Source organism: Enterobacter pseudoroggenkampii, from assembly GCF_026420145.1.
GTDB lineage: Bacteria > Pseudomonadota > Gammaproteobacteria > Enterobacterales > Enterobacteriaceae > Enterobacter > Enterobacter pseudoroggenkampii.
Window position 1 is genome coordinate 2,003,595 of record NZ_JAPMLV010000001.1, and the last position, 25,741, is coordinate 2,029,335.

The 25,741-nt window shown below is 52.6% G+C and carries 26 protein-coding genes; 10 read left to right on the forward strand and 16 right to left on the reverse strand.

Annotation, left to right across the window (positions count from 1 at the left end; translation table 11 throughout):
* Window positions 1-5: 5 nt before the first annotated feature.
* From htpX to OTG14_RS09860, 4 genes are all read right to left on the reverse strand, one after another.
* Entirely contained in the window at window positions 6-887 is an 882-nt protein-coding gene (gene htpX, locus OTG14_RS09845; RefSeq protein WP_014884290.1) for a protease HtpX, read from the reverse strand.
* Between the two features lie 193 nt (window positions 888-1,080).
* Window positions 1,081-3,129, reverse strand: a complete 2,049-nt coding sequence (gene prc / locus OTG14_RS09850; RefSeq protein WP_024909720.1) for a carboxy terminal-processing peptidase — start codon at window positions 3,127-3,129, stop codon at window positions 1,081-1,083.
* A gap of 19 nt (window positions 3,130-3,148) precedes the next feature.
* On the reverse strand, window positions 3,149-3,835 hold the full coding sequence (proQ, locus tag OTG14_RS09855; RefSeq protein WP_024909719.1) for an RNA chaperone ProQ: 687 nt from the start codon (window positions 3,833-3,835) through the stop codon (window positions 3,149-3,151).
* Window positions 3,836-3,931: 96 nt separating this feature from the next.
* The gene (locus OTG14_RS09860; protein ID WP_008500476.1) at window positions 3,932-4,429 is read right to left on the reverse strand and encodes a GAF domain-containing protein; all 498 of its coding nucleotides are present in this window, start codon (window positions 4,427-4,429) and stop codon (window positions 3,932-3,934) included.
* 132 nt (window positions 4,430-4,561) lie between these two features.
* Between OTG14_RS09860 and yebS the strand changes: the two genes are divergently transcribed.
* From yebS to OTG14_RS09880, 4 genes are all read left to right on the forward strand, one after another.
* On the forward strand, window positions 4,562-5,845 hold the full coding sequence (gene yebS, locus OTG14_RS09865) for a membrane integrity lipid transport subunit YebS (protein ID WP_024909717.1): 1,284 nt from the start codon (window positions 4,562-4,564) through the stop codon (window positions 5,843-5,845).
* Window positions 5,814-8,447: a PqiB family protein gene (locus tag OTG14_RS09870; protein ID WP_267215010.1), complete on the forward strand. Its 2,634-nt coding sequence runs from the start codon at window positions 5,814-5,816 to the stop codon at window positions 8,445-8,447. The genes yebS and OTG14_RS09870 overlap by 32 nt, the downstream gene beginning before the upstream one ends.
* A gap of 77 nt (window positions 8,448-8,524) precedes the next feature.
* Complete coding sequence (gene rsmF / locus OTG14_RS09875) at window positions 8,525-9,967, forward strand: 16S rRNA (cytosine(1407)-C(5))-methyltransferase RsmF (RefSeq protein ID WP_425340238.1); 1,443 nt, start codon at window positions 8,525-8,527, stop codon at window positions 9,965-9,967.
* A 106-nt stretch (window positions 9,968-10,073) separates the two neighbouring features.
* Entirely contained in the window at window positions 10,074-10,313 is a 240-nt protein-coding gene (locus tag OTG14_RS09880) for a YebV family protein (RefSeq protein ID WP_008500472.1), read from the forward strand.
* A 34-nt stretch (window positions 10,314-10,347) separates the two neighbouring features.
* Here the strand turns inward: OTG14_RS09880 and pphA are convergent, their stop codons facing one another.
* Window positions 10,348-10,992 (reverse strand): protein-serine/threonine phosphatase, encoded by a 645-nt coding sequence (gene pphA / locus OTG14_RS09885; RefSeq protein ID WP_148770111.1) that lies wholly within the window; start codon window positions 10,990-10,992, stop codon window positions 10,348-10,350.
* Between the two features lie 176 nt (window positions 10,993-11,168).
* Here pphA and OTG14_RS09890 point away from each other — a divergent pair, with 176 nt between their 5' ends.
* On the forward strand, window positions 11,169-12,110 hold the full coding sequence (locus OTG14_RS09890) for a VirK/YbjX family protein (RefSeq protein WP_061714879.1): 942 nt from the start codon (window positions 11,169-11,171) through the stop codon (window positions 12,108-12,110).
* Between the two features lie 540 nt (window positions 12,111-12,650).
* On the opposite strand, the gene OTG14_RS09895 is transcribed toward OTG14_RS09890, so the two are convergent.
* From OTG14_RS09895 to OTG14_RS09905, 3 genes are all read right to left on the reverse strand, one after another.
* Window positions 12,651-12,962 (reverse strand): hypothetical protein, encoded by a 312-nt coding sequence (locus OTG14_RS09895; protein ID WP_267215011.1) that lies wholly within the window; start codon window positions 12,960-12,962, stop codon window positions 12,651-12,653.
* 438 nt (window positions 12,963-13,400) lie between these two features.
* A complete protein-coding gene (locus OTG14_RS09900) occupies window positions 13,401-13,652 on the reverse strand; it encodes a hypothetical protein (protein ID WP_024909711.1) in 252 nt (83 codons plus the stop codon).
* Window positions 13,653-13,899: 247 nt separating this feature from the next.
* Window positions 13,900-14,319 carry an Exc2 family lipoprotein gene (locus OTG14_RS09905; RefSeq protein WP_090419781.1) on the reverse strand — a complete coding sequence of 140 codons (420 nt, stop codon included), beginning with the start codon at window positions 14,317-14,319 and terminating at the stop codon, window positions 13,900-13,902.
* Window positions 14,320-14,506: 187 nt separating this feature from the next.
* Between OTG14_RS09905 and OTG14_RS23715 the strand changes: the two genes are divergently transcribed.
* Window positions 14,507-15,619, forward strand: coding sequence for a colicin-like pore-forming protein (locus OTG14_RS23715; RefSeq protein WP_280924540.1), 1,113 nt, complete (start codon window positions 14,507-14,509; stop codon window positions 15,617-15,619).
* 37 nt (window positions 15,620-15,656) lie between these two features.
* Here the strand turns inward: OTG14_RS23715 and cui are convergent, their stop codons facing one another.
* The 5 genes from cui to yobA all read right to left on the reverse strand — a co-directional run bounded on the left by cui (window position 15,657) and on the right by yobA (window position 19,090).
* The gene (gene cui, locus OTG14_RS09915; protein ID WP_148770103.1) at window positions 15,657-16,205 is read right to left on the reverse strand and encodes a colicin immunity protein Cui; all 549 of its coding nucleotides are present in this window, start codon (window positions 16,203-16,205) and stop codon (window positions 15,657-15,659) included.
* A gap of 349 nt (window positions 16,206-16,554) precedes the next feature.
* Window positions 16,555-16,680 carry a hypothetical protein gene (locus OTG14_RS09920; RefSeq protein ID WP_265589657.1) on the reverse strand — a complete coding sequence of 42 codons (126 nt, stop codon included), beginning with the start codon at window positions 16,678-16,680 and terminating at the stop codon, window positions 16,555-16,557.
* An 812-nt stretch (window positions 16,681-17,492) separates the two neighbouring features.
* Complete coding sequence (locus OTG14_RS09925) at window positions 17,493-17,831, reverse strand: YebY family protein (RefSeq protein WP_024909705.1); 339 nt, start codon at window positions 17,829-17,831, stop codon at window positions 17,493-17,495.
* 16 nt (window positions 17,832-17,847) lie between these two features.
* Window positions 17,848-18,717 carry a copper homeostasis membrane protein CopD gene (gene copD / locus OTG14_RS09930; RefSeq protein WP_248165036.1) on the reverse strand — a complete coding sequence of 290 codons (870 nt, stop codon included), beginning with the start codon at window positions 18,715-18,717 and terminating at the stop codon, window positions 17,848-17,850.
* Between the two features lies 1 nt (window position 18,718).
* Complete coding sequence (gene yobA, locus OTG14_RS09935; protein ID WP_267215012.1) at window positions 18,719-19,090, reverse strand: CopC domain-containing protein YobA; 372 nt, start codon at window positions 19,088-19,090, stop codon at window positions 18,719-18,721.
* A 137-nt stretch (window positions 19,091-19,227) separates the two neighbouring features.
* Here yobA and OTG14_RS09940 point away from each other — a divergent pair, with 137 nt between their 5' ends.
* The 3 genes from OTG14_RS09940 (at window position 19,228) to exoX (ending at window position 20,906) form a co-directional block, all read left to right on the forward strand.
* The gene (locus OTG14_RS09940) at window positions 19,228-19,458 is read left to right on the forward strand and encodes a DNA polymerase III subunit theta (RefSeq protein WP_267215013.1); all 231 of its coding nucleotides are present in this window, start codon (window positions 19,228-19,230) and stop codon (window positions 19,456-19,458) included.
* Between the two features lie 110 nt (window positions 19,459-19,568).
* Window positions 19,569-20,219: a carbon-nitrogen hydrolase family protein gene (locus tag OTG14_RS09945; RefSeq protein WP_024909702.1), complete on the forward strand. Its 651-nt coding sequence runs from the start codon at window positions 19,569-19,571 to the stop codon at window positions 20,217-20,219.
* A 24-nt stretch (window positions 20,220-20,243) separates the two neighbouring features.
* Window positions 20,244-20,906, forward strand: a complete 663-nt coding sequence (exoX, locus tag OTG14_RS09950) for an exodeoxyribonuclease X (RefSeq protein ID WP_010432611.1) — start codon at window positions 20,244-20,246, stop codon at window positions 20,904-20,906.
* On the opposite strand, the gene ptrB is transcribed toward exoX, so the two are convergent.
* Both ptrB and OTG14_RS09960 read right to left on the reverse strand, forming a co-directional pair.
* Entirely contained in the window at window positions 20,903-22,963 is a 2,061-nt protein-coding gene (gene ptrB / locus OTG14_RS09955; protein ID WP_267215014.1) for an oligopeptidase B, read from the reverse strand. The genes exoX and ptrB overlap by 4 nt on opposite strands.
* Window positions 22,964-23,048: 85 nt before the next feature.
* The gene (locus OTG14_RS09960; protein WP_024909700.1) at window positions 23,049-23,696 is read right to left on the reverse strand and encodes a tellurite resistance TerB family protein; all 648 of its coding nucleotides are present in this window, start codon (window positions 23,694-23,696) and stop codon (window positions 23,049-23,051) included.
* Between the two features lie 170 nt (window positions 23,697-23,866).
* Between OTG14_RS09960 and purT the strand changes: the two genes are divergently transcribed.
* Window positions 23,867-25,045: a formate-dependent phosphoribosylglycinamide formyltransferase gene (gene purT, locus OTG14_RS09965; protein WP_267215015.1), complete on the forward strand. Its 1,179-nt coding sequence runs from the start codon at window positions 23,867-23,869 to the stop codon at window positions 25,043-25,045.
* A gap of 42 nt (window positions 25,046-25,087) precedes the next feature.
* On the opposite strand, the gene kdgA is transcribed toward purT, so the two are convergent.
* On the reverse strand, window positions 25,088-25,729 hold the full coding sequence (kdgA, locus tag OTG14_RS09970; protein WP_024909698.1) for a bifunctional 4-hydroxy-2-oxoglutarate aldolase/2-dehydro-3-deoxy-phosphogluconate aldolase: 642 nt from the start codon (window positions 25,727-25,729) through the stop codon (window positions 25,088-25,090).
* Window positions 25,730-25,741: the final 12 nt, after the last annotated feature.

Here is a 25,741-nt window from a genome sequence, read left to right on the forward strand (position 1 = left end):
TGGCGTTACTTCAGGTATTCCCCACTGCGCAGCGCTTCAATACGTTTATCCAGCGGCGGGTGAGACATAAACAGCTCGCTCAGCGATTTGGATTTACCGTTAATGCAGAAGGCCATCATGCTGTTCGCTTCCTGCGGCTCGTAGCTGGTTTTCAGACGCTGCAGCGCGGCAATCATCTTCTCACGACCAACCAGCTTCGCAGAGCCGGCATCCGCGTGGAATTCACGGTGACGAGAGAACCACATGGTGATGATGCTGGCCAGAATACCGAATACCAGTTCCAGAACCATCGACACGGCGAAGTAGATCAGCGGGTTGCCGTTGCTCTCTTCACCTTCGTCGCGGTTGCCGCCCATAAAGCCAGCCGCAATCTGCGCCAGGATACGGGAGATGAAGATCACGAAGGTGTTCACCACACCCTGAATCAGGGTCATGGTCACCATGTCACCGTTGGCGATATGGCTGATTTCGTGGGCGATAACCGCTTCAGCTTCGTCACGGCTCATGTTCTGCAGCAGACCGGTGCTGACGGCAACCAGTGACGCATCGCGACGGGCGCCCGTGGCAAACGCGTTGATGTCCGGGGCATGGTAAATCGCCACCTGCGGCATGGCGATGCCGGCCTGACGGGATTGCTGAGCCACCGTATTCATCAGCCACTGTTCCATATCGTTACGCGGCTGTTCAATAACCTCACCACCCACCGATTTCAGTGCCATCCACTTCGACATCAGCAGGGAGATGAACGAGCCACCAAAACCAAACAGCAGCGCCATAATCAACAGACCCTGAACGCTGCTCGACTGAATTCCTGTCAGGCTTAGCACGAGCCCGAAAACCACCATGACCGCCAGGTTGGTGAGCAGGAAGAGCGCGATTCGCATCATAATTTTCTTTTTACCTCAGTTTAACAAAACGCACTATGCGATTACCCACATCGTATGGGTATTCCGGTTATTTTCAAGCATCCGGCGGGCGTAAGTCACCAGAAAGACACAACTTTACACAATTGGAAATCTGGCTGACGGAAGGATGAAGAACAAAAAGAAACAGGCACAATTTCTTGTGCCTGTTGGGAGATTATTTTGCCGGAGCGGGCTGTACGGCAGGTTTCTCTTTTTCCTGATTCGCCAGGTCGAGAGCGATATGCACCGTCTCATCCAGATACGGATCCGGCTCCTGGTAATCTTTTGGCAGATCGTCCAGTTTTTTGAGCAGAGGCTTGCCTTCACGCTTGAAGCGATCGTTGATACGCGCCAGGCGGGTTGCATCGTCTTCGTTGTTCTCTTTCTCACGCTGTGCGTAGTTCAGAGAAACGATATTCCGCTTATCTTTCAGGGCATTGAAGCGTGCGATGTCCTTCATGATGTACTGGAATTCCGGATCTTTCGCGATGCGGTCGTTATGCGCTTTCAGCAGTTCAGGGCCAAATTGCGTCATATCACCCGCTTTCACGTAGGTCGCGGCATTGATGCTGTCCCACGGTAACGCGTTATCTTCAAACTTCTCGCCGGTTTCCGTCTCTTCCGTGCCTGTCGGCATCATAATGTCCGGCGTTACGCCCTTACGCTGCGTACTGCCGCCATTCACGCGGTAGAATTTCTGAATGGTGTACTGAACCGAGCCCAGTGCAGGCCATTCCGGACGCAGCATTTGATCGTAGATACGATTAAGAGAACGATACTGCTGAACGGTACCTTTCCCGAAGGTTGGCTCACCGACGATCAGCGCACGGCCATAATCCTGCATGGCAGCGGCAAAGATCTCAGACGCGGAAGCACTGAAGCGGTCAACCAGGACCACCAGCGGGCCTTTGTAGTAGACCACACCGTCGTTGTCGGCATCTTCACGCACTTTACCGTTGTTATCGCGCACCTGCACCACGGGACCCGATGGAATGAACAGACCAGAGAGTGAAACCGCTTCCGTCAGCGCTCCGCCGCCGTTACTGCGCAGGTCGATGATAATGCTGCTGACGTTCTGCTTTTCAAGCTTCTGCAGCTGAACTTTCACATCGTCAGTCAGCCCTACGTAGAAGCCAGGAATATCCAGGACACCCACCTTCTCTTTACCCACGGTTTTCACCGACATTTTCACCGCGCGGTCTTCCAGACGGATACGCTCGCGGGTCAAGGTAACGATACGGGTTTTGGTGCCTTTTCCGGCTGGCAGGACTTCCAGACGAACCTTGCTGCCTTTCGGACCTTTGATCAGCGCAACCACGTCATCAAGACGCCAGCCGATCACGTCGACCATGTTCTGTCCGGTTTGTCCTACACCCACAATACGATCGCCTACGCTAATCGCTTTGCTTTTGGATGCCGGGCCGCCTGCGACCATCGAATTGATCACCGTGTAATCATCGTCCATCTGCAGCACCGCGCCGATACCTTCAAGAGACAGGCTCATCTCGGTATTGAACTGTTCGGTGTTGCGTGGAGAAAGATAGTTGGTGTGCGGATCGATTTCGTGAGCAAAGGCCGTCATGGCCAGCGAGAAGACATCCTCACTGTTGGTCTGCGCCAGACGACGAATGGCGAATTTGTAACGACGCGTCAGCGTGTCACGGATCTCTTTTTCGTCTTTGCCGGTAAGCTTGAGGCTCAGTTCATCGTATTTAACTTTACCGTCCCACAGCGCATTCAATTCGGCTTCATCTTTCGGCCAGGGTGCTTTACTGCGATCCAGATTAAAGGTGTCGTTGCCGGTGAAGTCCATCGGACGTTCCAGCACTTTCAGCGCGTACTGATAGCGTTCGAAGCGGCGCTTTTGCGACAGGTTGTAGAGATCGTAGAACAGATCCAGCTTGCCTGAGCGCAACTCGTCACCCACCTCGGATTTGCGCTTAGCGAACTGCTCGACATCGCTGGCGAGCAAAACGTTATGGCTGTAATCCAGCAAGTTCAGATAGCGGTCAAAGATTTTGGCCGAAAAGGCCTGATCGAGATCGAACTGACGATAGTGCGAGCGGGTAAAACGTGAGGTCACGCGCTCGCTCACCGTCGCGTGCTGCGTCTCTTCCTTGAGAACCGGAATTTGATCAACACGCGTGATATCGTCCACTGCAAAAGCGTGACCTGTTATGGCAAACAGGCCCGCCAGCGCGGTGAGCTTAAAAAAAGTGTTCATGCCAGGCTTGGCCTCCGTTTCAGAACAACAAGTGTTCTGCGCGTACAATCATTGACATACCAGAAGTCAGCTGTACACGAACGCCATCTTTGGTGATTTCCAGTACGGTGGCGTCCATAGCATTGTTACCCGCTTTTACCTTCAGCGCCTGACCTACGCTCAGGGCGTTAATGTCAGAAACCGGCGTATGGCGCGGCTCTTCACGAGGGGCACGCGGGGCTTTTGCTGCTGGTTTGTCTGCACGCGGTTTGCGATCGTTATTATCGTGACGGCGCGGCGCAGGGCGTGGTTTACGCTCACGACGAGGCGCATCTTCCTGGCCGTTTGCCGCGGCGGCTTCGCGTTTTTTCGCCTGCTGTTCTGCACGTTGTGCCTGAACGCGTGCTTTGGCTTCTTCAAGCTGCTTGCGCGCGTGCTCAACGTGCTGCTCGTCCAGCTCACCACACGGGTTGCCGTCGAGATCCACACGGGTCGCGCCAGCTTTGATACCGTACAGGTAACGCCAGCTCGAAGTATAAAGACGTAAGGCGGAACGCAGCTGAGTTTTGCTGAGGTTCATTTCCCCTTCAACACGTGCCACCAGATCCTGAAAAATACCGACTTTCAGGGGACGCGCTTCACCTTCCGCGCTGAAGCACTGCGGGAAACGCTCGGCCAGAAATGCGATAACTTCTTTACTGCTATTCAACTTAGGTTGATTTTCCATGAAATTTCCTGATTACAACGGACGTTGCCAACAAGCGCAGGCATGAACAGGCGTCATTATAATGACGCTATCAGTAAATGCTACGTTATCCGTTGATTATCCTGCGACGCTCGCAAAGAATTTTTGATAATCGGTTGCCGCGAGTACGTTTTCCAGATTAGCCACCAGCTCGCGCAGCCCCTGTTCGTCCTCGGTTGTAAAGCGACTGAAGACCGTACTGTCGATATCCAGAACGCCAATAATCTGATTTTTGACCACCAGAGGCAGAACGATTTCAGAATTACTGGCGGCATCGCAGGCAATGTGCCCGTCAAATGCATGAACATCTTCCACACGCTGGACCTGATTCTCGGCCACCGCCGTGCCGCATACGCCGCGCCCTACCGGAATACGCACGCAGGCCAGTTTGCCCTGGAACGGACCGAGCACCAGCGTTTCACCTTCCAGAAGGTAAAAGCCGGCCCAGTTCACGTCAGAGAGACGTTCAAACAGCAATGCGCTAGTATTTGCCAGAGTGGCTAAGAAGCTGGTCTCACCCGCCATCAATGCCTTAAAATCGCGGTTCAGATCCGCGTAGAATTCTGTTTTGTTCATTATTCAATCACTTAGTTGTCTTACAAATTTACCGCATAGCCTATTAAAATAAGCATTAAATGCGCTCATGCTCAAGATGAATCCGTTCATGAGTTATTATAACTTTCAACAATACTTATTTGTGCGCAGCTGATGGCCTTAAAAACAACCAAAATTACGCCGACAAGAAAGATAACTGTCCATACGGTAAGCGAAGCTTTGCCACGTGCACATTATCAGCGTTGCCCCCAGTGCGATACGCTTTTTATGTTGCCGAAGATGAAATCGCACCAAAGTGCCTTCTGTCCCCGCTGCGACGCCAAAATTCGCGACGGCCGAGACTGGTCGTTAACCCGTCTCGCCGCCATGGCCGTCACCATGCTGCTGCTGATGCCCTTCGCCTGGAGCGAACCGCTGCTGAAACTCTACCTGCTTGGCGTGCGCATTGACGCCAACGTGCTGCAGGGTATCTGGCAGATGACCCGTCAGGGCGATCCCATCACCGCCGCCATGGTGCTGTTCTGCACCGTTGGCGCGCCGCTGGTGCTGGTTGCCGCCATTGCCTATCTTTGGTTTGGCAATATCCTCGGCATGAACCTTCGCCCGGTGCTGCTGATGCTGGATAAGCTCAAAGAGTGGGTGATGCTGGATATTTATCTGGTGGGCGTGGGCGTTGCGTCAATAAAGGTACAGGACTACGCCTTTTTGCAGCCCGGCATCGGGCTCTTTGCTTTCATCTGCCTGGTATTGCTAAGCATCATGACGCTGATTCACCTGAACGTTGAGCAGCTCTGGGAACGGTTTTACCCTCAGCGCCCCGCTACACGCCCCGATGAAAATCTGCGCGTCTGTCTGGGATGCCACTATACCGGCTTACCCGACGCGCGTGGACGCTGCCCACGGTGCCACATTCCGCTGAGACTGCGCCGCAACAATAGCCTGCAAAAATGCTGGGCCGCGCTGATCGCCTCCCTGGTGTTTCTGATCCCAGCCAATATGCTGCCGATTTCTATCATTTACGTGAATGGCGGGCGTCAGGAGGATACTATCCTCTCCGGGATTATCTCCCTTGCACACAGTAACGTCGGGGTGGCGGCGATCGTCTTTATTGCCAGTATCCTGGTTCCCTTTACCAAAGTGGTGGTGATGTTTACCCTGCTCATCAGCATTCACTTTAAATGTGAACAAGGCTTACGAACACGCATTCTGCTTCTGCGGTTCGTCACCTGGATTGGCCGCTGGTCAATGTTAGATCTGTTCGTGATTTCGCTGATGATGTCGCTCATCAATCGCGACCAGCTACTTGCTTTTACAATGGGACCCGCGGCTTTTTATTTCGGCTCTGCGGTGATATTGACTATTCTTGCTGTGGAATGGCTGGATAGCCGCTTACTTTGGGATGCACATGAGTCAGGAAACCCCCGCTTCGCCGACTGAAGCGAGAATTAAAACAAAACGCCGCATTTCGCCATTCTGGTTGCTGCCCGTCATCGCCCTGATGATTGCAGGCTGGCTTATCTGGACGAGCTATGAAGATCGCGGGAGTACGGTCACCATTGATTTCCAGACCGCGGACGGCATCGTCGCCGGGCGAACGCCCGTTCGCTTCCAGGGGGTTGAAGTAGGTACGGTTCAGGACATCTCCCTTGGAAAAGGGCTGAACAAGATTCAGGTGCGGGTCAGTATTAAATCTGATATGCAGGATGCCCTGCGCAGCGAAACGCAGTTCTGGCTGGTGACGCCTAAAGCCTCTCTGGCCGGCGTGTCCGGGCTGGATGCGCTCGTGGGCGGTAACTATATTGGCATGATGCCGGGTAAAGGCGAGCCGCAGGATCACTTTGTTGCTCTGGATACGCAGCCTAAGTACCGCCTCAATAACGGCGATTTGATGATCCATCTGCAGGCGCCGGATCTCGGTTCTCTGAACAGTGGCTCACTGGTCTATTTCCGCAAGATCCCGGTTGGCCGCGTGTACGACTACGCGATTAACCCGAATAAACAGGGCGTCACCATCGACGTGCTTATCGAGCGTCGCTTCACCAATCTGGTGAAAAAAGGCAGCCGCTTCTGGAACGTCTCCGGCGTGGATGCGGACCTCAGCCTGAGCGGTGCGAAAGTGAAGCTGGAGAGTCTGGCCGCGCTGGTGAATGGTGCCATTGCCTTTGACTCCCCGGAAAACTCAAGCCCTGCCACCGCTGATGACTCATTTGGATTGTATGCTGACCTGGCGCACAGCCAGCGCGGCGTGATCATCAAACTCGCCCTGCCCGATGCTAAAGGGCTAAAAGCGGGCTCAACGCCGCTGATGTATCAGGGATTGCAGGTTGGTCAGCTCACCAAAATGACGCTCAACCCGGGCGGCTCAGTCACCGGCGAAATGACGGTCGACCCGAGCGTGGTCGATCTCCTGCGCGAGAAAACGCGCATCGAAATGCGCAGTCCAAAGCTCTCTCTGAACGATGCCAGCCTCAGCACGCTGTTGACCGGCAATACGTTTGAGCTCATCCCCGGTGAAGGTGAACCCAGCAATAGCTTCGTGATTGCCCCGGCGGATAAAGCCCTGCTGCAAAAACCGGGTGTGGTAACCGTCACGCTGAATGCGCCAGAAAGTTACGGTATCGAAGCCGGGCAGCCGCTAATTTTACACGGCGTGCAGGTCGGTCAGGTGCTGGAGCGTAAGCTCTCCGCGGATGGCGTGACGTTCTCGGTCGCCATCGATCCGCAATACAGCGACCTGGTGCACGGTGACAGCAAATTCGTGGTGAACAGTCGCGTCGATGTGAAGGTGGGTCTGGACGGCGTGGAGTTCCTCGGCGCCAGCGCCAGCGAATGGGTTAACGGCGGCATCCGTATTTTGCCTGGCGATAAAGGCCCCGTGCGCGACAGCTATCCGCTGTATGCCAACCTCGAGAAAGCGATTGAAAACAGTCTGAGCGATCTTCCTACCACCACGCTGACGCTAAGCGCCGAAACGCTGCCGGACGTACAGGCGGGATCCGTGGTGCTGTATCGCAAGTTTGAAGTCGGGGAAGTGATCACCGTTCGCCCGCGTGCGGACGCCTTTGATATCGAACTGCACATCAAGCCGGAGTACCGCAAGCTGCTGACGCCAAACAGCGTCTTCTGGGCCGAAGGCGGCGCGAAAGTTCAGCTTAACGGTAACGGGCTGACCGTGCAGGCCTCCCCGCTCTCACGCGCGCTGCGCGGGGCGATTAGCTTCGATAATCTCAGCGGCGCGGGTGCGAATCTGCGCAAAGGTGATAAGCGTATTCTCTTCCCGTCCGAAACCGCCGCACGTGCAGTAGGCGGGCAGATTACCCTGCACGCGTTTGATGCCGGTAAGCTGGCGGAAGGCATGCCAATTCGCTATCTGGGTATTGATATCGGGCAGATCCAGAAGCTGACGCTGATTACCTCACGTAACGAGGTGCAGGCCACCGCCGTGCTTTACCCGGAATATGTGCAGACCTTCGCCCGCACGGGCTCGCGCTTCTCGGTGGTCACGCCGCAGATCTCGGCCGCGGGCGTTGAGCATCTCGACACCATTTTGCAGCCGTACATCAACGTTGAGCCCGGCCAGGGCAATGCCCGTCGCGATTTCGAGCTGCAGGAAGCCACGATCACCGACTCACGCTACCTTGGCGGCCTGAGCATCGTGGTGGAAGTGCCGGAAGCAGGCTCGCTGAACATCGGCACGCCGGTACTGTTCCGCGGCATTGAGGTGGGTACGGTCACGGGCCTGACGCTCGGTACACTCTCCGATCGCGTGATGGTGGCGTTACGCATCAGCGAACGCTACCAGCACCTGGTTCGAAATAACTCGGTATTCTGGCTGGCATCCGGCTACTCGCTGGACTTCGGCCTGACGGGTGGCGTGGTGAAAACCGGCACCTTCAACCAGTTCATTCGCGGCGGTATCGCGTTTGCCACGCCGCCGGGAACGCCGCTGGCGCCGAAAGCGCAGCCAGGTAAACACTTCCTGCTGCTCGAAAGCGAACCGAAAGAGTGGCGCGAATGGGGAACCGCCCTGCCACGTTAAACAGCAAGGCTCCGGTGTCAACGCACCGGAGCCTTTATGTTACACTGCGCACCTGAACTTTTCCCTGTGGTGTGCCCGTGGCTCAAAACTCCGTATTTCTTCCTGAACAATTCCTGGCGCAGATGCGCGAGGCGCTTCCTTCTCACCTGTCGTTAGACGATTTTATCGCCGCCTGCCAGCGTCCGTTACGCCGAAGTATTCGCGTCAACACGTTGAAAATCAGCGTCGATGATTTTCTGGCACTGGTCTCGCCGTACGGCTGGCAGCTTACGCCGGTACCGTGGTGTGCTGAGGGGTTCTGGATCGAGCGCGATGACGAAGCCTCACTCCCGCTGGGCAGCACCGCTGAACATCTGAGCGGCCTGTTCTATATTCAGGAAGCCAGCTCGATGCTGCCTGTTGCCGCCCTGTTTACCGATGGCAATTCGCCTGAGCGCGTGATGGATGTTGCCGCGGCGCCCGGCTCAAAAACCACGCAAATTGCCGCCCGGATGGGTAACCAGGGGGCGATCCTTGCTAACGAGTTTTCCGCCAGCCGCGTGAAGGTGCTGCATGCCAACATCAGCCGCTGCGGTATTCATAATGTTGCACTGACGCACTTCGACGGACGCGTGTTTGGCGCCGCCCTACCGGAAGCCTTCGATGCCATTCTGCTGGACGCCCCCTGCTCCGGCGAAGGGGTGGTGCGTAAAGATCCCGATGCGTTAAAGAACTGGTCCGTGGAAAGCAACCTGGAGATCGCCGCCACGCAGCGAGAGCTGATCGAGAGCGCATTTCACGCTTTGCGGCCTGGCGGCACGCTGGTCTATTCAACGTGCACCCTTAACCGCGATGAAAACGAAGACGTCTGTCTGTGGTTGAAAGCGAACTATCCGGATGCAGTCGAGTTTCTGCCGCTTAACGATCTGTTTGCCTCGGCACAAGAGGCGGTCACCCCCGAGGGTTTCCTTCACGTGTTCCCGCAGATTTACGACTGTGAAGGGTTCTTTGTGGCGCGTCTGCGTAAAACGCAGGCGGTTGCTCCCCTGCCCGCACCTAAATTCAAGGTCGGCAACTTCCCGTTTGCCCCTCTTAAAGGTCGCGATGCAGCACAGCTTGAAGCCGCCGCCAAAAAGGTTGGGCTGGTCTGGGATGAGAGCCTGCATCTCTGGATGCGTGATAAAGAGATATGGCTGTTCCCGGCTGAGATCGAGCCGCTCATCGGAAAGGTCCGTTTTTCGCGAATCGGGATCCGCCTGGCGGAAGTGCATAACAAAGGGTATCGCTGGCAGCATGAGGCCGTTATCGCGCTTGCCGGACGCGAGAATACCTTTGCCCTGACGCATCAGGAAGCCGAAGAGTGGTATCGTGGTCGCGATGTCTATCCGGACAGCGCGCCATCAGGCGATGAAGTGATAGTGACGTATCAGGGATACCCGCTGGGGCTGGCAAAAAAGGTCGGCTCAAGGCTGAAAAACAGCTATCCGCGCGAGTTGGTTCGGGATGGTCGGCTGTTTACCGGTAACGATCGCACGGGCTGAAAAAAAGCGCATTTTTTTACTGGCGATTTTGCTCTCCTTGTCTACGATCAAAAATGGGTGACTGCACTGGTCATACCAGATTTTGACAACAGAACCGGAGAGCACTATGACGAAAACCAGCGTGCGTATTGGCGCTTTTGAGATCGACGACGCAGAGTTGCGCGGCGAAGCACAAGGCGATCGAACGTTAAGTATTCCCTGCAAATCCGACCCGGATTTGTGCATGCAGCTCGATGCATGGGATGCAGATACCAGCGTCCCGGCAATACTTGATGGCGAACACTCTGTCCTTTACCGTGAGCATTACGATAGTAAAACCGATGCCTGGGTCATGCGTCTTGCCTGACCTAAAGAGAACCCGCCCGAAGGCGGGTTATTTATTACTGCAGCTGCGCCAGCGTAAAGTAACCGTCAAATACGGCGCCCGTATCAATGTAGTGGAGATTATTAAAATCATACCTTCTGTCGAGGGGCGTATGTCCGAACCAGAAATGATCCGCGCCGCTGATGCCCTGCCCTTTGCCCACCATAAATCCCATCAACCTGTCGCGGTTCCATAAGACGCGCTGGGCGCTGACCGGTTTTTGCCATTGGTATTCCGTAGCCGGATAATCTGCATGGGCTATCACATTCAGACCATTCGCACAGGTTATCTCGATGATATGCGGTAAATCGCGACAGGCCTCAAGCAACGACAGCGCAAGCTGTTGCTGGTCGCGTTCAAGTTGCGCAAACCACATTCCACCATTTATCGTCCAGAGCGAAAAATCGTTATTATCCAGACTGTCGAGCGCCATTTGCTCGTGGTTGCCCCGCACGGCACGAAACCATTTTTCATGTATTAACTGCAGGCATTTCACGCTATCAGGGCCACGATCGATGATATCCCCGACAGAAATAAGCAAATCCTCATACGGGTTAAAATGACGGCGTTTAAGCTCATCCATAAGCCACTGATAACAGCCGTGTATATCGCTGACAACCCAGACGTGACGCCACATCCCACCTTCAATTCGCTGATACATAAGCCCTCCCATAGGAAGTATAGTTACAGTTGACTTATGTGTAGGGACGCTGCACAGGAGCGCTTTTCATGAAGCTAAACAAACAGTAAACTAAGGATAAATAAATGTTTCACCAGTATTAATACTCTTTTGCATGCCCCCTAAAATATGCATTGCATAAACTTTGAGGTTTTCCCGTGTCAAATACGCGCCTGCAAAACGATGCGCCACAATCGCATCGTACCCATATCATTTCCGAACTGGTGAAAGGCAAACTCGTTCCAGGCCCTATCTGGCAAAAACGCGAGTACCGTCTTAAATTTCTGTTACGTTCATTGCTGTTCTGGTCTTCTACGCATCGCATGCTCGATGCGCTGGCTCGCCGCGACGATTTTGATCAGTTACTGGCTTCGCAGATCACCCTGCCGAGCAAAACACATCGCCAGTATCTGATGCGTGGCATGAACGCCAATGCGCGTGCTGATGCCATCGTCAGCCATTATCAGTGGATTGACTCTCTGAAAGACGTCGGCCTGGTCAAGGCCTTAACCGGACCACAAGAGCAATCCATTGTTGAGTTTCATGCCAAAGATGGCGTGAGCTATAACGTCAACGCCATGAATGCCAGTAAAGCAGAGCGTGAGGGCGAATGTACGCTGTGGCTGCGTGATAACGAAAATACCCTGCTTGCCAGTGTGACATTTTGCGTTGCTCGCGAAAACGGAGAATATGTTCTGGTGATTGGCGGTCTTCAGGGCCCGCGACGCAGCGTATCCCGTGATGTGATCAAACAGGCAACCCGAGCCTGCCATGGTCTCTTCCCGAAACGCGTGTTGATGGAAGTGCTTTTCCAATTGGCCACACTTTCCGGCATCAAAGCCATTTATGCGGTCAGCGATGAAGGTCATATCTTCCGTGCACTGCGTTATCGTCTGAGTAAAGGTCGCCATTTCCACGCCAGCTACGATGAGTTTTGGGCCTCTATCGACGGTCAAAAACGTTCAACCTTCAGTTGGCAGTTGCCATTGCAGATGGAGCGCAAATCCCTTGAGGAGATCGCCAGTAAAAAGCGTGCCGAATACCGCCGTCGCTTTGAACTGCTTGATGAAATTGAGGCATCCGTTAAATCCCGCTTTTAAACACGGTTCTGGCTTTTACTGATTGCACACGAAAATTTAACAAAACAGGCAAAAAGGGCTGGACTTCCGCATGCTGTGTTGCGTTATGTTTTAAGCAGTCGAACAGGACGAGCGCGCTGTATGAGAAAGAACTATTGGGATTACTCGTTTACTTTCATACAGATAAACAGACCGAATGCGATTCCTGTTTATACCTGCAATTTATATTTCTGCGGTATATCAAACACATACGCATCAACCAGATTAAAAAGCATACATCTGGTGATGCGTTTTCAGGCACTAAAAATCATATAGTTACTTAAAATTCCGGACAAATTCGGACGTATTTCGAATCGATTCATATCAAATTTACCAGCCGCCCCCGTTCCTGCATACTACGGGTTGCGGCTTCCTGATTGTAAATTTTCAACCTTATGATTTAACTCGTTGAGTGCCTGAAGGCATAGTGAGATAACACCTGGATATTTCATAGCGTAGCTGTGTTTACTGTCATCTCGTTTTCTTGTTAGCGGTATTACAATAAAAACCGCCCGTAGGGGGCTATGCTAATGAAACGGGTAATTTATCCTCTGATACGCCCTTGTCTCGTAGTGACTGTCGATACATTGCGATTCTCTCCAGCTCAACTTGAGATGGATAACTATCAGAGAGATATATTGCGAACTCGTATACAGGCGGCGGGTTGAAAGTTATCACTGAATACCCAGCATCTTCCAGCAACTCAACAACAATCCCATATGATGGCCTGATACCCGTAAACCAGTAACAGCCATGACTCTCCATACCCTGAACCGCCTTCGCTGCATGCTCTCTAAAAATAGCCAAATAAACAGATTCAGTAAATGCTTCCATTACACAGACTCCAGTCATCACTTTACTCTAAAAGAACTACAACAAATGTGTATGTAGGAATGCTAATCTCATAGATCTATTTTATGCTGTTCCTGAAGAAGTCTTATAGATTAAAGACTATGAGTTTAGAGAAACTGCTTCCAGACCAGCTTATTGAAAAGCGCTTTTACACCTTCCATTATCAAAGCTACAAAAATCATATAGCCACCTAATACGGTCAGTATGTTGGACTATGCACCACTGAACACCACCCCAATGTCACCTATCAACAGAAGCCCAATGCCGACCCAAAAAATATGAAAGCTATGAACAGTAATTGAATAAACCAAATCAGTTAACCCAATCTTCAATTGCAACTTTTCCATTCTTCTGCCTCAGCCAATGTAAGTGGATTGCTTATTATACGCAAAAATCAACTTACCCTTCACACCATTAATTTTAATGATCTGAATCACCCGCTATAGCCTCGCCATCCTGAGTTATTAATGCCTTCCTCTGAACTTTTGCGAAGTCCAGCCTACCGCAGAGCGCAATCAGGATGGTGTCACCTATTTCCGGATTTCTGGCAATATTAATTATCACGTACTCAGCTGATGTTTCGATAGTTCGGCAGTTGTCCTCATGACCGCAAAGGTTGGTAATAGTGAGTATCTCCTCAGCGAGGTCTAATGCAGGTGATTGAAAACCCATGATAACCCCCTAACACCTAACTGTATGTTTATAGAGCTCAACTAAAAACTGAAGGTCAAGAATTTGGGTCAAAAAAACCGCACAAGCGGGTAAGCGATTAATAAAAAAGCACTAAACACCATTATCTAATTCAAGAGAAACCATACAAAATCATCTTTAATTAAAGCGTTGATGTTAATGAGCCACAACCAGGTGTGTTCGTGAATGTAATGCAGAAACGGGTACCGAAATTTTCTGTTATTACCACTCACATCCTTCCTTCATAGCCATCAATGTAAGCTTCAGAGATAGCATCGCTCATGGCTTTACGCTGTTTAGCCGACCATGATTTATTGTCGACGTAACGAGTGCCCGCAAAAATAGTTTCACTCTGGATGGAGTTCAGAAATGCCTCGCTACGAAACTTATCTGCACGCTTGTTCGCGTCCTCTAAAGACATGCCTGATAAGCGGTCTTTTGCTCCCAGATCATGAAAAGTTTTAAAGAATGGCACCGCCATCTTAATACTGTCGGCTTTTATAACGCGTACATTCGGGTCAAAGCCGTCATCTGCAGCATATACATACTGGCGTGCATGGCGTTCTGCACTTGTTTGAGGGGTGCATGCGCTGCTCATCAAAGATGATGTTAACAACGCACACACGAATAATCCGTTAGATTTATTCATGAAGATCTCCTTTCCAGTAAACAATATTCCCATCAGTAGCTTATCAGGATTTTCCGCTCTCAGTCATACCCCAAAATCTGTCATTGACACGTTAGAAACAGCGGCGTAGGATTCGAACCACTGTATATATAACAATGTATTTATATACAGTATTGTCTAACTTTTAACCGTCAAAGAGGAATTAACTATGAGTGGTAATGGTGGCGACAACGCACACAACAATGCGTTCAGTGGTGGCAAAAATCCTGGCATCGGTAACTCTGGTTCTGGCAGCCATTCCGGTACATCAGGAAATGGAGGGAATGGTGGCCGTACACAGAATATTAATGGATTTTCTGTGGATCCAAACAACAGTGCGCAGGTGAATGCTGCTAACAGAGGTGATGCGGCTGGAGTATTTTCTGCCGGTGGTGCAATTGCTATCAGTTCCGGAGTAGACAGTCATTCAGGTAAAGGCTCCGGTGGTAATGGTGGTAACTCAGGTTCACAGTCTGGTAGTAATAACTCCCAGAATCAAAATGGAAATAGCACAACGAGTGCTCCATCTACCTGGGATAGGACGGCAAAGTATTATGGCTCCAATGATAAAGTTTCCCGAAAAGCGCTTAAGAACTTATATGAACAAGCAGTGCGGGATGGAAATATACCAAAAGCAGCCCGGGGTAATTTGCGCGAAAATGTCCAGAAGATGCTCGATGAAGATAATCAAATTGAAGCATTACAAAAAGCCAGTGAAATTATTGCTGACATGGGGGAAAAAGTTGGTAGTCACCTGGGTCAAAAATATAAAGATGTGTCAAGGGACATCGCAAGTAACGTTAAAAACTTCCAAGGTAAAACAATTCGTAACTACAATGATGCAATGACCTCTCTGAATAAGATTATTGCCAATCCGGGGATGAAAATTAATCAAGGTGATAAAACTGCGATCGTTAACGCATGGAAAAGTCTGAATGCAAGTGACATGGCAAACAAACTCGGCAATCTAAGCAAAGCATTTAAGACTGCAGATCTGGTGATCAAAGTCGAAAAAATCCGAGAGAAAAGTATTGAAGGGTATGAAACAGGAAACTGGGGTCCATTGATGCTAGAGGTAGAGTCCTGGGTTATTAGTGGCATTGCTGTCGGTGTGGCTATGGGAATCTTTGGCGCCCTGGCATCTTTTGTTGCGACAACCGTCGGGCTTCCTATTACTGCATTAACAATTGCAGGAATTATCGGTATCAGTTATCTGGCTTCATTCATTGACGATAAAATCGTTGATAAAATCAACAATGAAATAATCAGACCAGCTCATTAATCTAAAAGGGGCAGAGATGTTATCTGCCCCTTAGCTTTCAACGGTGCTTTATTTTTAACTTTAAAATCAAGAAAACTGCATAAGCATAGCTGATGTAATAGCAGGTGAGTATATAACACACATAAAATACGCTTACAAAAAAAACGGTAAGAAGATAATCGTTCCCTGATAAAAGCCTCATAAATCGTCCTGATTCAGTTAACTCCACGTTACACACCAACAAATAATAAACAATTGCAATATAAAACACGGTGAATAGCATAAAAGCCAAAATACCTTTCGTGAAAGAAAAAGTGGTTTTTAAATTTAACTCTCTCCGCGCAATCAAAAAAAACAAAACACCTAACAAAGGAGCGATTTTAACATAAAAACTCATAACACCACTTAATAATGGGTTACTGGCTGAAATCAGCTCAGGAACTTTACCAGATAAAGTATACAAATAATTTAGAAAATCGCTCCCTTGGTTGTTAGCATATAATAAAAAAATCAGAAGCAAAGGTATAACCCCGACAAGAAAAATATAATACATCCTTTTTGCCGCAATGTTTGTCATATCCCTTGATTTAATTTGCTTCATAGACATATCACCTACCCTGTGTTTGGAACTTGTCCCTCTGAGTTTAGTCAGTGGATTGAATAATAGAATAATTATATTGCAGATCTGCTAGCCGATCCATTTTGTCGGTGTTGTTGAATTTTTTTCATACATAAAAGCAAATAATACAATTAGTGGGTTAACTTTTCTCCACAACCTTATGCCAGTTATCTGCAAGCTCTCTTCGAGCCCCCCTCTCCCCTCCTGGCGGAAAAGAGAATCCAACTCGCCATTTTGAACAACCGTTAGAGCACCTAATTTCTGCGCCCCCCAGTTCAACCCACGACTTCGGACCTTCAGTGAAGAGGACATGCCACAATTGGGGCATTTCGGTAGATCAGTCATTCCCCAGCCCCTGCAGACGCTGAAAATTAGCCAGCTTCGCTTTCGTGCGGCCGATTTCGGTCGAGATATGGCGCGATGAGGGAATAATCAGATCATCTGGGCGGCTGGCGAAATGCATTTTCTCTCATTTACGGTCTTAAATTACCATCCTGAGATTTACGCCTCTTATGCATTTGCTAACAAGCTCAACAGTGTAAGCAGGGTCCTTCCTCGAGTTCATATGATTGCAAAAAACAGACTCACGCATACATGGGGACAGCATCTGCGTATGCCTCGGTACTTAACTCTATAGATAATGATGTTCTTCAATTACTTGCCACAAACCCTGAAATTTTTGATTTCGAAACAATTGATGATGGAGTAGTTAACATTAACGACTTTCAGACCATGGGGGTTGTAGCATTTGCGAAAGGACGTCTGTTCTCAATTCTCCCAACTGGAAGTGTGAGGATCATGAATCGCCGAGTTAAGGTAAACGCACCTTATAAGCAGTCTTGCCTTGAAACGAGAGATCGCATGGTTGCAAAACTCTGAGATCGTCTGTGCAGAGCATTCCCAGCATTGCATGAGTTTGGTTGTTAATTTAAAAAACGGTGTGGTATAACGGGAATTGCCGGATATTGAAGTTCGGACAATTTTGGGACATTTTCGGACAGAGCGCCGTAAGTGACTGAAATATAAGACAGATAAAAAGAGACCGAATACGATTCCTGTATTCGGTCCAGGGAAATGGCTCTTGGGAGAGAGCCGTGCGCTAAAAGTTGGCATTAATGCAGGCTAAGTCGCCTTGCCTTTTAAGAATAGATGACGACGCCAGGTTTTCCAGTCCACAGCTAAAGCGGTCGGAAAAAAAGCGCCAGAGCATCATAAAATGTGAAAAACCGCAGTGCTTTCGCAAGCATCTGCGGTTTTTTATTGGAAACCTGAACGTTAGCAGAGCTTGTCGGCACGCTCGATAAACGGCGCCAGACTCATCTTTTGTCCCGGATGCGCCGGGTCATCGATCTGAATAATGCTGATCGGCTGGCCGCTACTCTTGCCGCTGGCTACCTGCTGCTCTGCGGTATCATTTAACGGGTATTGCACCAGCGTGCTCGGGTTAATGGCATACAGCGCATGGCCCGGACGGCAGGTCAGCATCACCTCTTCGCGATTGAACGCCCATTTGTCCTTACCGACTTCAAAACGGCTGACGGTGATAACCTGCGGTGCGGCAAGCGCGCTCCCCGTGCAGGCCAGCAATATGAGAGAAAGTACTGTCTTTTTCATATGATATTTAACCTTGTCAGAAGGGTTCCCAGGTAGCGAACAGACTGACCGTTGCCAGTACCAGCGCGCCCAGCACCACTTCTGCCTGTGTCATCCTGATAAAAATCTGTTGTGCTCGCCCGGTCTCCGGACGAAACCGTGGCACCAGAAAATACCGATTTGCCAGCGCAATTACCACCATCAACGCCACCAGCGCACATTTGAACAACAAAAACTGCACGTAGCCAGCCTGCCAGGGTATATGGACGCCCAGTATCATGAGCGTATTGATCGCTCCGCTGAGCAGCACGCCCGCGACGGCATAATGGCCCACGCGCGAGAAGCGCATCATGGTATAGATGGCGGCATTCTGCCAGCGCCCTTTCGCCAGACGCATGCAGAACAACAGGGGCAGCAATCCGCCAAGCCAGGCTGCAGCGCAGATCAGGTGAAAAGCATAGTTAAGCCGCTGCAACGCCCCCATCGGACCGTCGTTCATCGCCGCGTGACCTACCCCAGCCAGCAGGATAAGCTGGCCCATGGCGAGCAGCAGCAGCCGCGAACCTTTCAGCGGCGCGAGCCATGCTGCAGCGACCGTCATCACAGCAAGAATTATTTGCCACAGCCAGACGCCACCAAACTGTGTCCTAAATACGCCGTACCAGACCTGCGGAGCAAATACATCTCCCCAGCCGTTACCCATCAGTCCGCCCTGAAGCATAAACATCAGGAGTGCAGCCGCCAGGCTCAACAAGGCAGCAACTTTCTGCTGCAGCTGGAAACGCCGGGACATCAGCCGCTGGAGGGAAGAAGGCGCAAACCAGACGCTGTAAAGCGCGTTGCCAAAAACCAGCATCAGCGCCCCGAAATGGATAAAGCGCAACCCGATATAACACAGCGCCAGCATGCTATTTCACGCTAAAGTGATAGCTGCCTTTGGTTTTATGACCGTCTACAGAGACGACATGCCAGTCTACCTGGTACGTCCCTGACGTCAGCGGTTGTTCCAGCGGAACGGTGAGTTGCGCCTTGTTCTTTTCGTCTCGCGTAGCGGCACCCGTTTTGATGACCTGCTTTTGCGCGTCCGTCACCACCACACCGCTAAATCCCGGTTCGATGCCTTCTGAAAAATGCAGCGTAAGTGCCTGCGGAGCGCTCACCACGCTGTCCGCTGCCGGGATCGGCTGCTTAAGATGCGCATGCGCCAGCGCGGAGGAGGTCATCATTGTAGAGGTCAGAAAAACCAGTGCGCATACCGCGCGGGAAGCGGAGAAACCCATCGCAATCATTCCTTTTTGTTATGTCTGTATGCTAAAGAATAACGCTGTATAATAAACGAGTCGAGGAACATCCTGCCTCCGCTTGTCATCGTCGTGCAATCGCGGTAACGTTGCCGCCGCATAAAAAGGAGAAGGTAATGAAGATCAATCTGGCCGCCCTTCCACAGGACGAGATGGATAAAGTAAATGTCGATCTCGCTGCCGCTGGCGTCGCGTTTAAAGAGCGTTACAACATGCTTGTTGTGGCTGAAGTCGTTGAACGGGAACAGCCCGCCCATCTGCGCGACTGGTTTCGCGAAAGACTCATCGCCCACCGTCTCGCCTCGGTTAACCTCTCCCGTTTACCGTACGAACCTAAAGTTAAATAAGCTTAACGAGCCGTTACACTTCCTTACGCGGAATCTGGCAGGATAAGAAAACCCTGATAAATTTAGGTGTATTCTTAAATCTCTGCGACTCAGTGTATAAGGAAGTCACGATGTCACATTGGAATATAGCGGCAGCTCAGTATGGCGGTCAGCACCAGAGTGTGGATGACCATGTTACGCACCACCTGCGCTTCATCGCCGAAGCAGCACGGCAGCGATGTGATTTGCTGGTCTTCCCTGAACTCTCATTAACGGGCTCAGGCGCACCGACGTTACCTCCCCCACCCGATGACGCGCAGCTGGAACCGCTGCTTGACGCGGCACATTTTTACCGGATTACCGTGATTGCCGGGCTCCCCCTGGAACGGAACGGTCAGCGCCAGAAAGGCCTCGCGCTCTTCACGCCCGCCCGTCACCGCATCCTGCGCTACCCGCAAGGTAGCGGTGCCAGCCTGGTGCCGGGGGAGAAACAGCTCAGCATTATTGATGCGCATGCCGATTCCCCCAATCTCGATCCCAGAGCGTCGCTGTTTACCAGCAGTCAGTCCGTAGAGGATCACCGCTGGCGGCAGTCCATCAGTACCCTGCAGCGCTTCGCGCATAAATATGCCATTGCGGTGCTGATGGCGAACGCCTGCGGCGGCAGTGCGCTGTGGGATGAAAAAGGCCAGCTGATCGTCCGCGCAGATCGAGGCGAGCTGCTGTTGACCGGCACGCTCGGCGGAGAGGGTTGGCAAGGCGATATCATTCCTTTAGGCTAGGCGTTTTAAGCTCAGGAGTGTTCAATGCTGCGCGTCATCGATACCGAAACTTGCGATCTTCAGGGCGGAATTGTGGAAGTGGCCTCTGTCGACGTGGTTGATGGTAAAATCGTCAACCCTATGAGCCATCTGGTGCGTCCCGATCGACCCATCAGCCCTCAGGCAATGGCTATCCATCGCATTACCGAATCGATGGTGGCGGATAAGCCGTGGATCGAAGAGATCATCCCGCACTACTACGGTAGCCCGTGGTACGTCGCGCATAACGCCAGTTTTGACCGCCGGGTGTTACCTGAAATGCCGGGGGAATGGATTTGTACCATGAAGCTGGCGCGTCGCCTCTGGCCGGGAATTAAATACAGCAACATGGCGCTGTACAAGTCCCGCAAGCTCAGCGTCCGTACGCCTGAGGGGCTTCACCATCACCGGGCCCTGTATGACTGCTATATCACCGCCGCGTTACTGATAGATATTATGAATATCTCTGGCTGGACGCCGGATGATATGGCGACCATCACCGGCCGTCCTGCACTTCTGACTACATTTACCTTTGGGAAATATCGCGGGAAGCCGGTGTCCGAGGTAGCGGATAAAGACCCGGGCTATTTGCGCTGGCTCTATAACAACCTCGACAGAATGAGCCCGGAACTGCGCTTAACGCTGAAACATTATCTGGGCGACGCTTAACGCTCCGCACGGCCTGGCAGCGTGTCCTGCGCCAGGCCTATTAAAAAGGCATATTCCAGGGCAACTCCTTCGTAGGATTTAAATCGTCCCGATTTCCCGCCGTGACCGGAGTCCATATCGGTACACAGCAGCAGCAGGTTGTCATCGGTTTTCAGCTCCCGCAGTTTTGCCACCCATTTTGCCGGCTCCCAGTACTGCACCTGAGAATCATGCAAACCGGTGGTGACAAGCATATGCGGGTAGGCTTTCGCCTCCACGTTATCGTACGGGCTGTACGCTTTCATATAGCGGTAGTACATCTCATCCTGCGGATTCCCCCACTCTTCAAACTCCCCTGTCGTAAGCGGGATGGATTCATCGAGCATGGTCGTCACCACATCGACAAACGGCACCTGCGCGACAATCCCCTTAAAGCGGTCGGGACGCTGGTTGATCACCGCCCCCATCAGCATGCCGCCCGCGCTGCCGCCCATCCCAAAGCAAAGCTGCGGATCCCCGTAGCCCTGCTCAATCAGCGCATCGCAGACGTCGAGGTAGTCATTGAAGGTGTTTTTCTTTTTCAGGAATTTCCCGTCTTCATACCAGTGCTGCCCCAGTTCACCGCCACCGCGAATATGGGCGATGGCAAAAACAAAGCCGCGATCGAGCAGGCTTAACCTGCTGCTGCTGAAATCGGCGTCCATGCTTGAGCCATACGAGCCGTAACCGTACACCAGGATAGGGTTTTTGCCTTTCTGGAAGTGGGCTTTGTGATAGACGAGCGAGACGGGGACCTCGACACCATCCCGGGCGGTGACCCACAGGTGCTCGCTGAGGTAGTTTTCAGACTCAAACCCTTTGACCTCGGTCTGTTTAATCACCTGACGCTGCCCGGTATCCATATCCAGCTCAAACAGGGTGTCCGGCGTGGTCATCGATGAGTAACCGTATCGCAGCCGCGATGATTCGGGTTCAGGGTTGAAACCAATCCACGTCACATAGGCCGGGTCGTCGAACGCGATCCCCACCACTTCCCGCGTTTTACGGTTGATTTGCCGGATACTGGTCAGCCCGCGCTGACGCTCTTCCACCACCAGCCAGTCGGTAAACAGGGTGAACCCTTCAAGCATCACCTGATCCCGCGCGGGGATAAGCACCTCCCATTTGCGCTCATCGCGCACTTTGGTTTTATAGAGACCAAAGTTTTTGCCCTCGCGATTAGAGCGCAAATAAAAGCTGTGCTGGAAGTGATCCAGGCTGTACTCGTGATCCTTGCGGCGCGGCAGGAAACAGAGCGGCTGGGCGTCGGGAAGTTCGGCATCCAGCAGCAGAACTTCCGAGGTCGTCGCGCTGGCCAGGAAGATAATCACATAGTGGCGCGAGGAGGTTTTATGCAGGCTGACATAGAACGTTTCGTCTTTCTCTTCATAGACCAGCTCGTCGTCAGCGGAGTCTGTTCCCACGGTGTGTCGCCACACCTGATAAGGCAGCAGCGTCGAGGCGTGCTTTTTGACGTAGTAAACCGTCTCGGAATCATTCGCCCAGACAAAATCCGGGGAAACGTTTTCCAGCATTTCCGGATACCAGTTGCCGGTGTCCAGATTGCGAAAACGCAGGCCGTACTGGCGACGGGAGAGATAATCCTCCGCCAGCGCCATCACCGCGTTATCCGGCGAAATGGACATGCCGCCCAGGGTATAAAATTCGCTGTGGGCGGCGCGCTGGTTGGCATCCAGCAGAATATCCCACTCATCCCATTCGGCGCTTAATACCGACTGACGCTGGTAGATGGGATACTCATTGCCGGGCTCGTAAATATGGCGATAGCGATAGCCGTTTTTGGTCCAGGGCGCGGAGATATCGCGCTGAGGAATACGCTGCACCATCTCATTCAGCAGTTGGTTCTGAAGCGTCTGCTGGCTGGACATGACCTTGCGGCCATAGTCGTTTTCCTCGTGCAGGTAGTCGAGTACCTCTGGCCGGGAGCGCGAATCGTCCCGCAGCCAGTAATAGTTGTCTATGCGCGTATCGCCATGCGTGGTGATCGCATATGGTATACGTCGGGCTTTCGGTGGCATGTCATCATTCTTTTAAGTTTTACACCCTATAAGGTTGGCAAAACCCACGCATGATGCAAGCGAAACAGCGTCGCGACGGCGGAGGCTATCCCTGTAACGCCTGTTTTTGTTCGCGGATATCCCGCTCAATGCCCTCGCGCACGTCCTGAGGGATCTTTAACGCATCGCCCAGGGCGTTAAGGTAGCTCCGCTCCATAAAATGGTCGATATCGATGGCGGCACAGCTGAGGAAATAGAGCTCCAGCGCCTCTTCCTCATTTTTCACACTTTGCGCAAGACGCTGCGGCTCGAGCGGCTGTTCGATGGCCTGCGCCACCAGCGCTCTTCCCTTCTCTTCAACGCCGGCTTCGCGCAGTTGCTGCTCGATCGCCGATCGTTCTTTGTCGTCAATATGCCCGTCACTTTTCGCGGCAAAAACCAGCGCAAGAATGAGCCGTTCGGTACGCAGATCCAGCGGCGAGGTGTGCTCGCCATAATGCGGTTCATCGCTGTGCGCGGTCCGTACCCTGTCCTTGTACTTATTCCACAGCACGGTGCCCGCGATGGCGCCCCCACCGGCCAGCAGCGCGCCGGTGCCATATTTTGCCAGCAGCTTGCGCGAGGATTTATTCGCGACCAGCAGGCCTGCCAGCCCGCCGAGCGCCCCGGGTACCAGCAGTTTGCTGAGGTCCCGTTCGCCAGAAGATGTTTTCTGCCCTAACAGGGATTGCAATTGATTTAACCAGCCAGACATGGTTTCCCTCACTTAACGGTGAACATGTTCCACAGCGTAAGCGAGCGGGCGTCAGGAAATGTCTGGTCGGGCTAAAGAAGCGCAAATTTCTGCCCTCGCGTTTATCCCTGCGCAAGACAGACGCAAACGTTTTCGTTTATACTGCGCGCAACTTTTTTAGGGGGATTGTTATGATTCGTTTAGGAACTGCGCTGCGACCTGCGGCGACGCGAGTGATGCTGTTGGGATCGGGCGAGCTGGGAAAAGAGGTCGCCATTGAGTGCCAACGTTTAGGTGTGGAAGTCATCGCCGTAGACCGTTACGCCGACGCACCCGCCATGCACGTCGCCCATCGTTCTTATGTGATTAACATGCTGGATGGCGATGCCCTTGGCGAACTGATTACGCGCGAGAAGCCCGATTTCGTTGTACCGGAAATTGAAGCGATTGCCACCGATACGCTGATCGCCCTGGAGCAGGAAGGCCAGCGCGTGGTGCCCTGCGCGAAAGCCGCAAAGCTGACCATGAACCGCGAAGGCATTCGTCGCCTGGCGGCAGAAGAGCTGGGATTGCCCACCTCGAGCTACCGTTTTGCGGGCGATAAAGCCGCGTTCCTGCAGGCCGTAGAGGAGATTGGCTACCCATGTATCGTTAAGCCGGTGATGAGCTCCTCCGGTAAAGGGCAGAGCTTCATTCGCGATAGCAGCACGCTCGATAAGGCGTGGGATTACGCCCAGCAGGGTGGCCGCGCCGGCGCCGGTCGCGTCATCGTTGAAGGCGTCGTGAAGTTTGATTTCGAGATCACCCTGCTGACCGTCAGCGCCGTTGACGGCGTCCATTTCTGCGATCCGATTGGCCACCGTCAGGAAGATGGCGATTACCGCGAATCCTGGCAGCCGCAGCAGATGAGCGCCCTGGCGCTGGAGCGTGCGCAGGCGATCGCCCGTAAAACCGTCCTCGCGCTGGGCGGCTATGGCCTGTTCGGCGTAGAGCTATTTGTGTGCGGCGACGAGGTGATTTTCAGCGAAGTCTCCCCTCGCCCGCATGACACCGGCATGGTCACGCTGATTTCGCAGGATCTTTCCGAGTTCGCCCTGCACGTGCGCGCCTTCCTCGGCCTGCCCGTCGGCGGTATCCGTCAGTACGGCCCGGCCGCCTCGGCGGTCATCCTGCCGCAGTTAACCAGCCAGAACGTTACGTTTGATAACGTCGACGTGGCAGTGGGTGCCGGGTTGCAGGTACGTTTGTTCGGCAAGCCGGAGATCGACGGTACCCGTCGTCTTGGCGTGGCATTAGCCACCGGGGATAACGTTGACGACGCCGTGGCGAGAGCGAAAGCAGCCGCAGCAAGCGTTAAGGTAACGGGATAAAAAAAACGGGCCGAAAGGCCCGTTTTTCATGCGGCGAATGGCTTACTGCTTCGCGCCTTCCACCGCTTCGCGAGCCAGTTTTGTGATGCGATCCCAGTCGCCCGCTTCCAGCGCATCCGCCGGAACCAGCCATGAGCCACCGATGCACAGCACGCTTTTCAGCGCCAGGTAGTCACGGTAGTTGGCAGGAGAGATCCCCCCCGTCGGGCAGAAGCGTACCTGAGAGAAGGGACCCGCAATCGCCTGCAGCGCTTTAGTGCCGCCGTTCGCTTCAGCCGGGAAGAATTTGAACTCTTTCAGACCGTAGTCCATGCCCAGCATCAGTTCAGAGACGGTGCTGATGCCCGGGATCAGCGGAATGGTGCCTTCGGTCGCGGCTTTCAGCAGCGACTCGGTCAGGCCCGGGCTGATGGCAAACTGCGCGCCCGCTTCGGTCACTTCAGCCAGCTGTTTTACGTTCGTCACGGTACCCGCACCGATGATTGCGTCCGGCACTTCTTTAGCAATCGCGCGAATGGCATCCATCGCGCAGGCGGTGCGCAGGGTCACTTCCAGAACGCGAACGCCGCCCGCAACCAGCGCTTTCGCCATCGGTACAGCGTGCTCCAGCTTGTTTACCACGATAACCGGCACGACAGGGCCAGTGGTCAGGATTGCTTCTGCACTTGTTTTCCAGTTTTTCATCAGAGTCTTCTC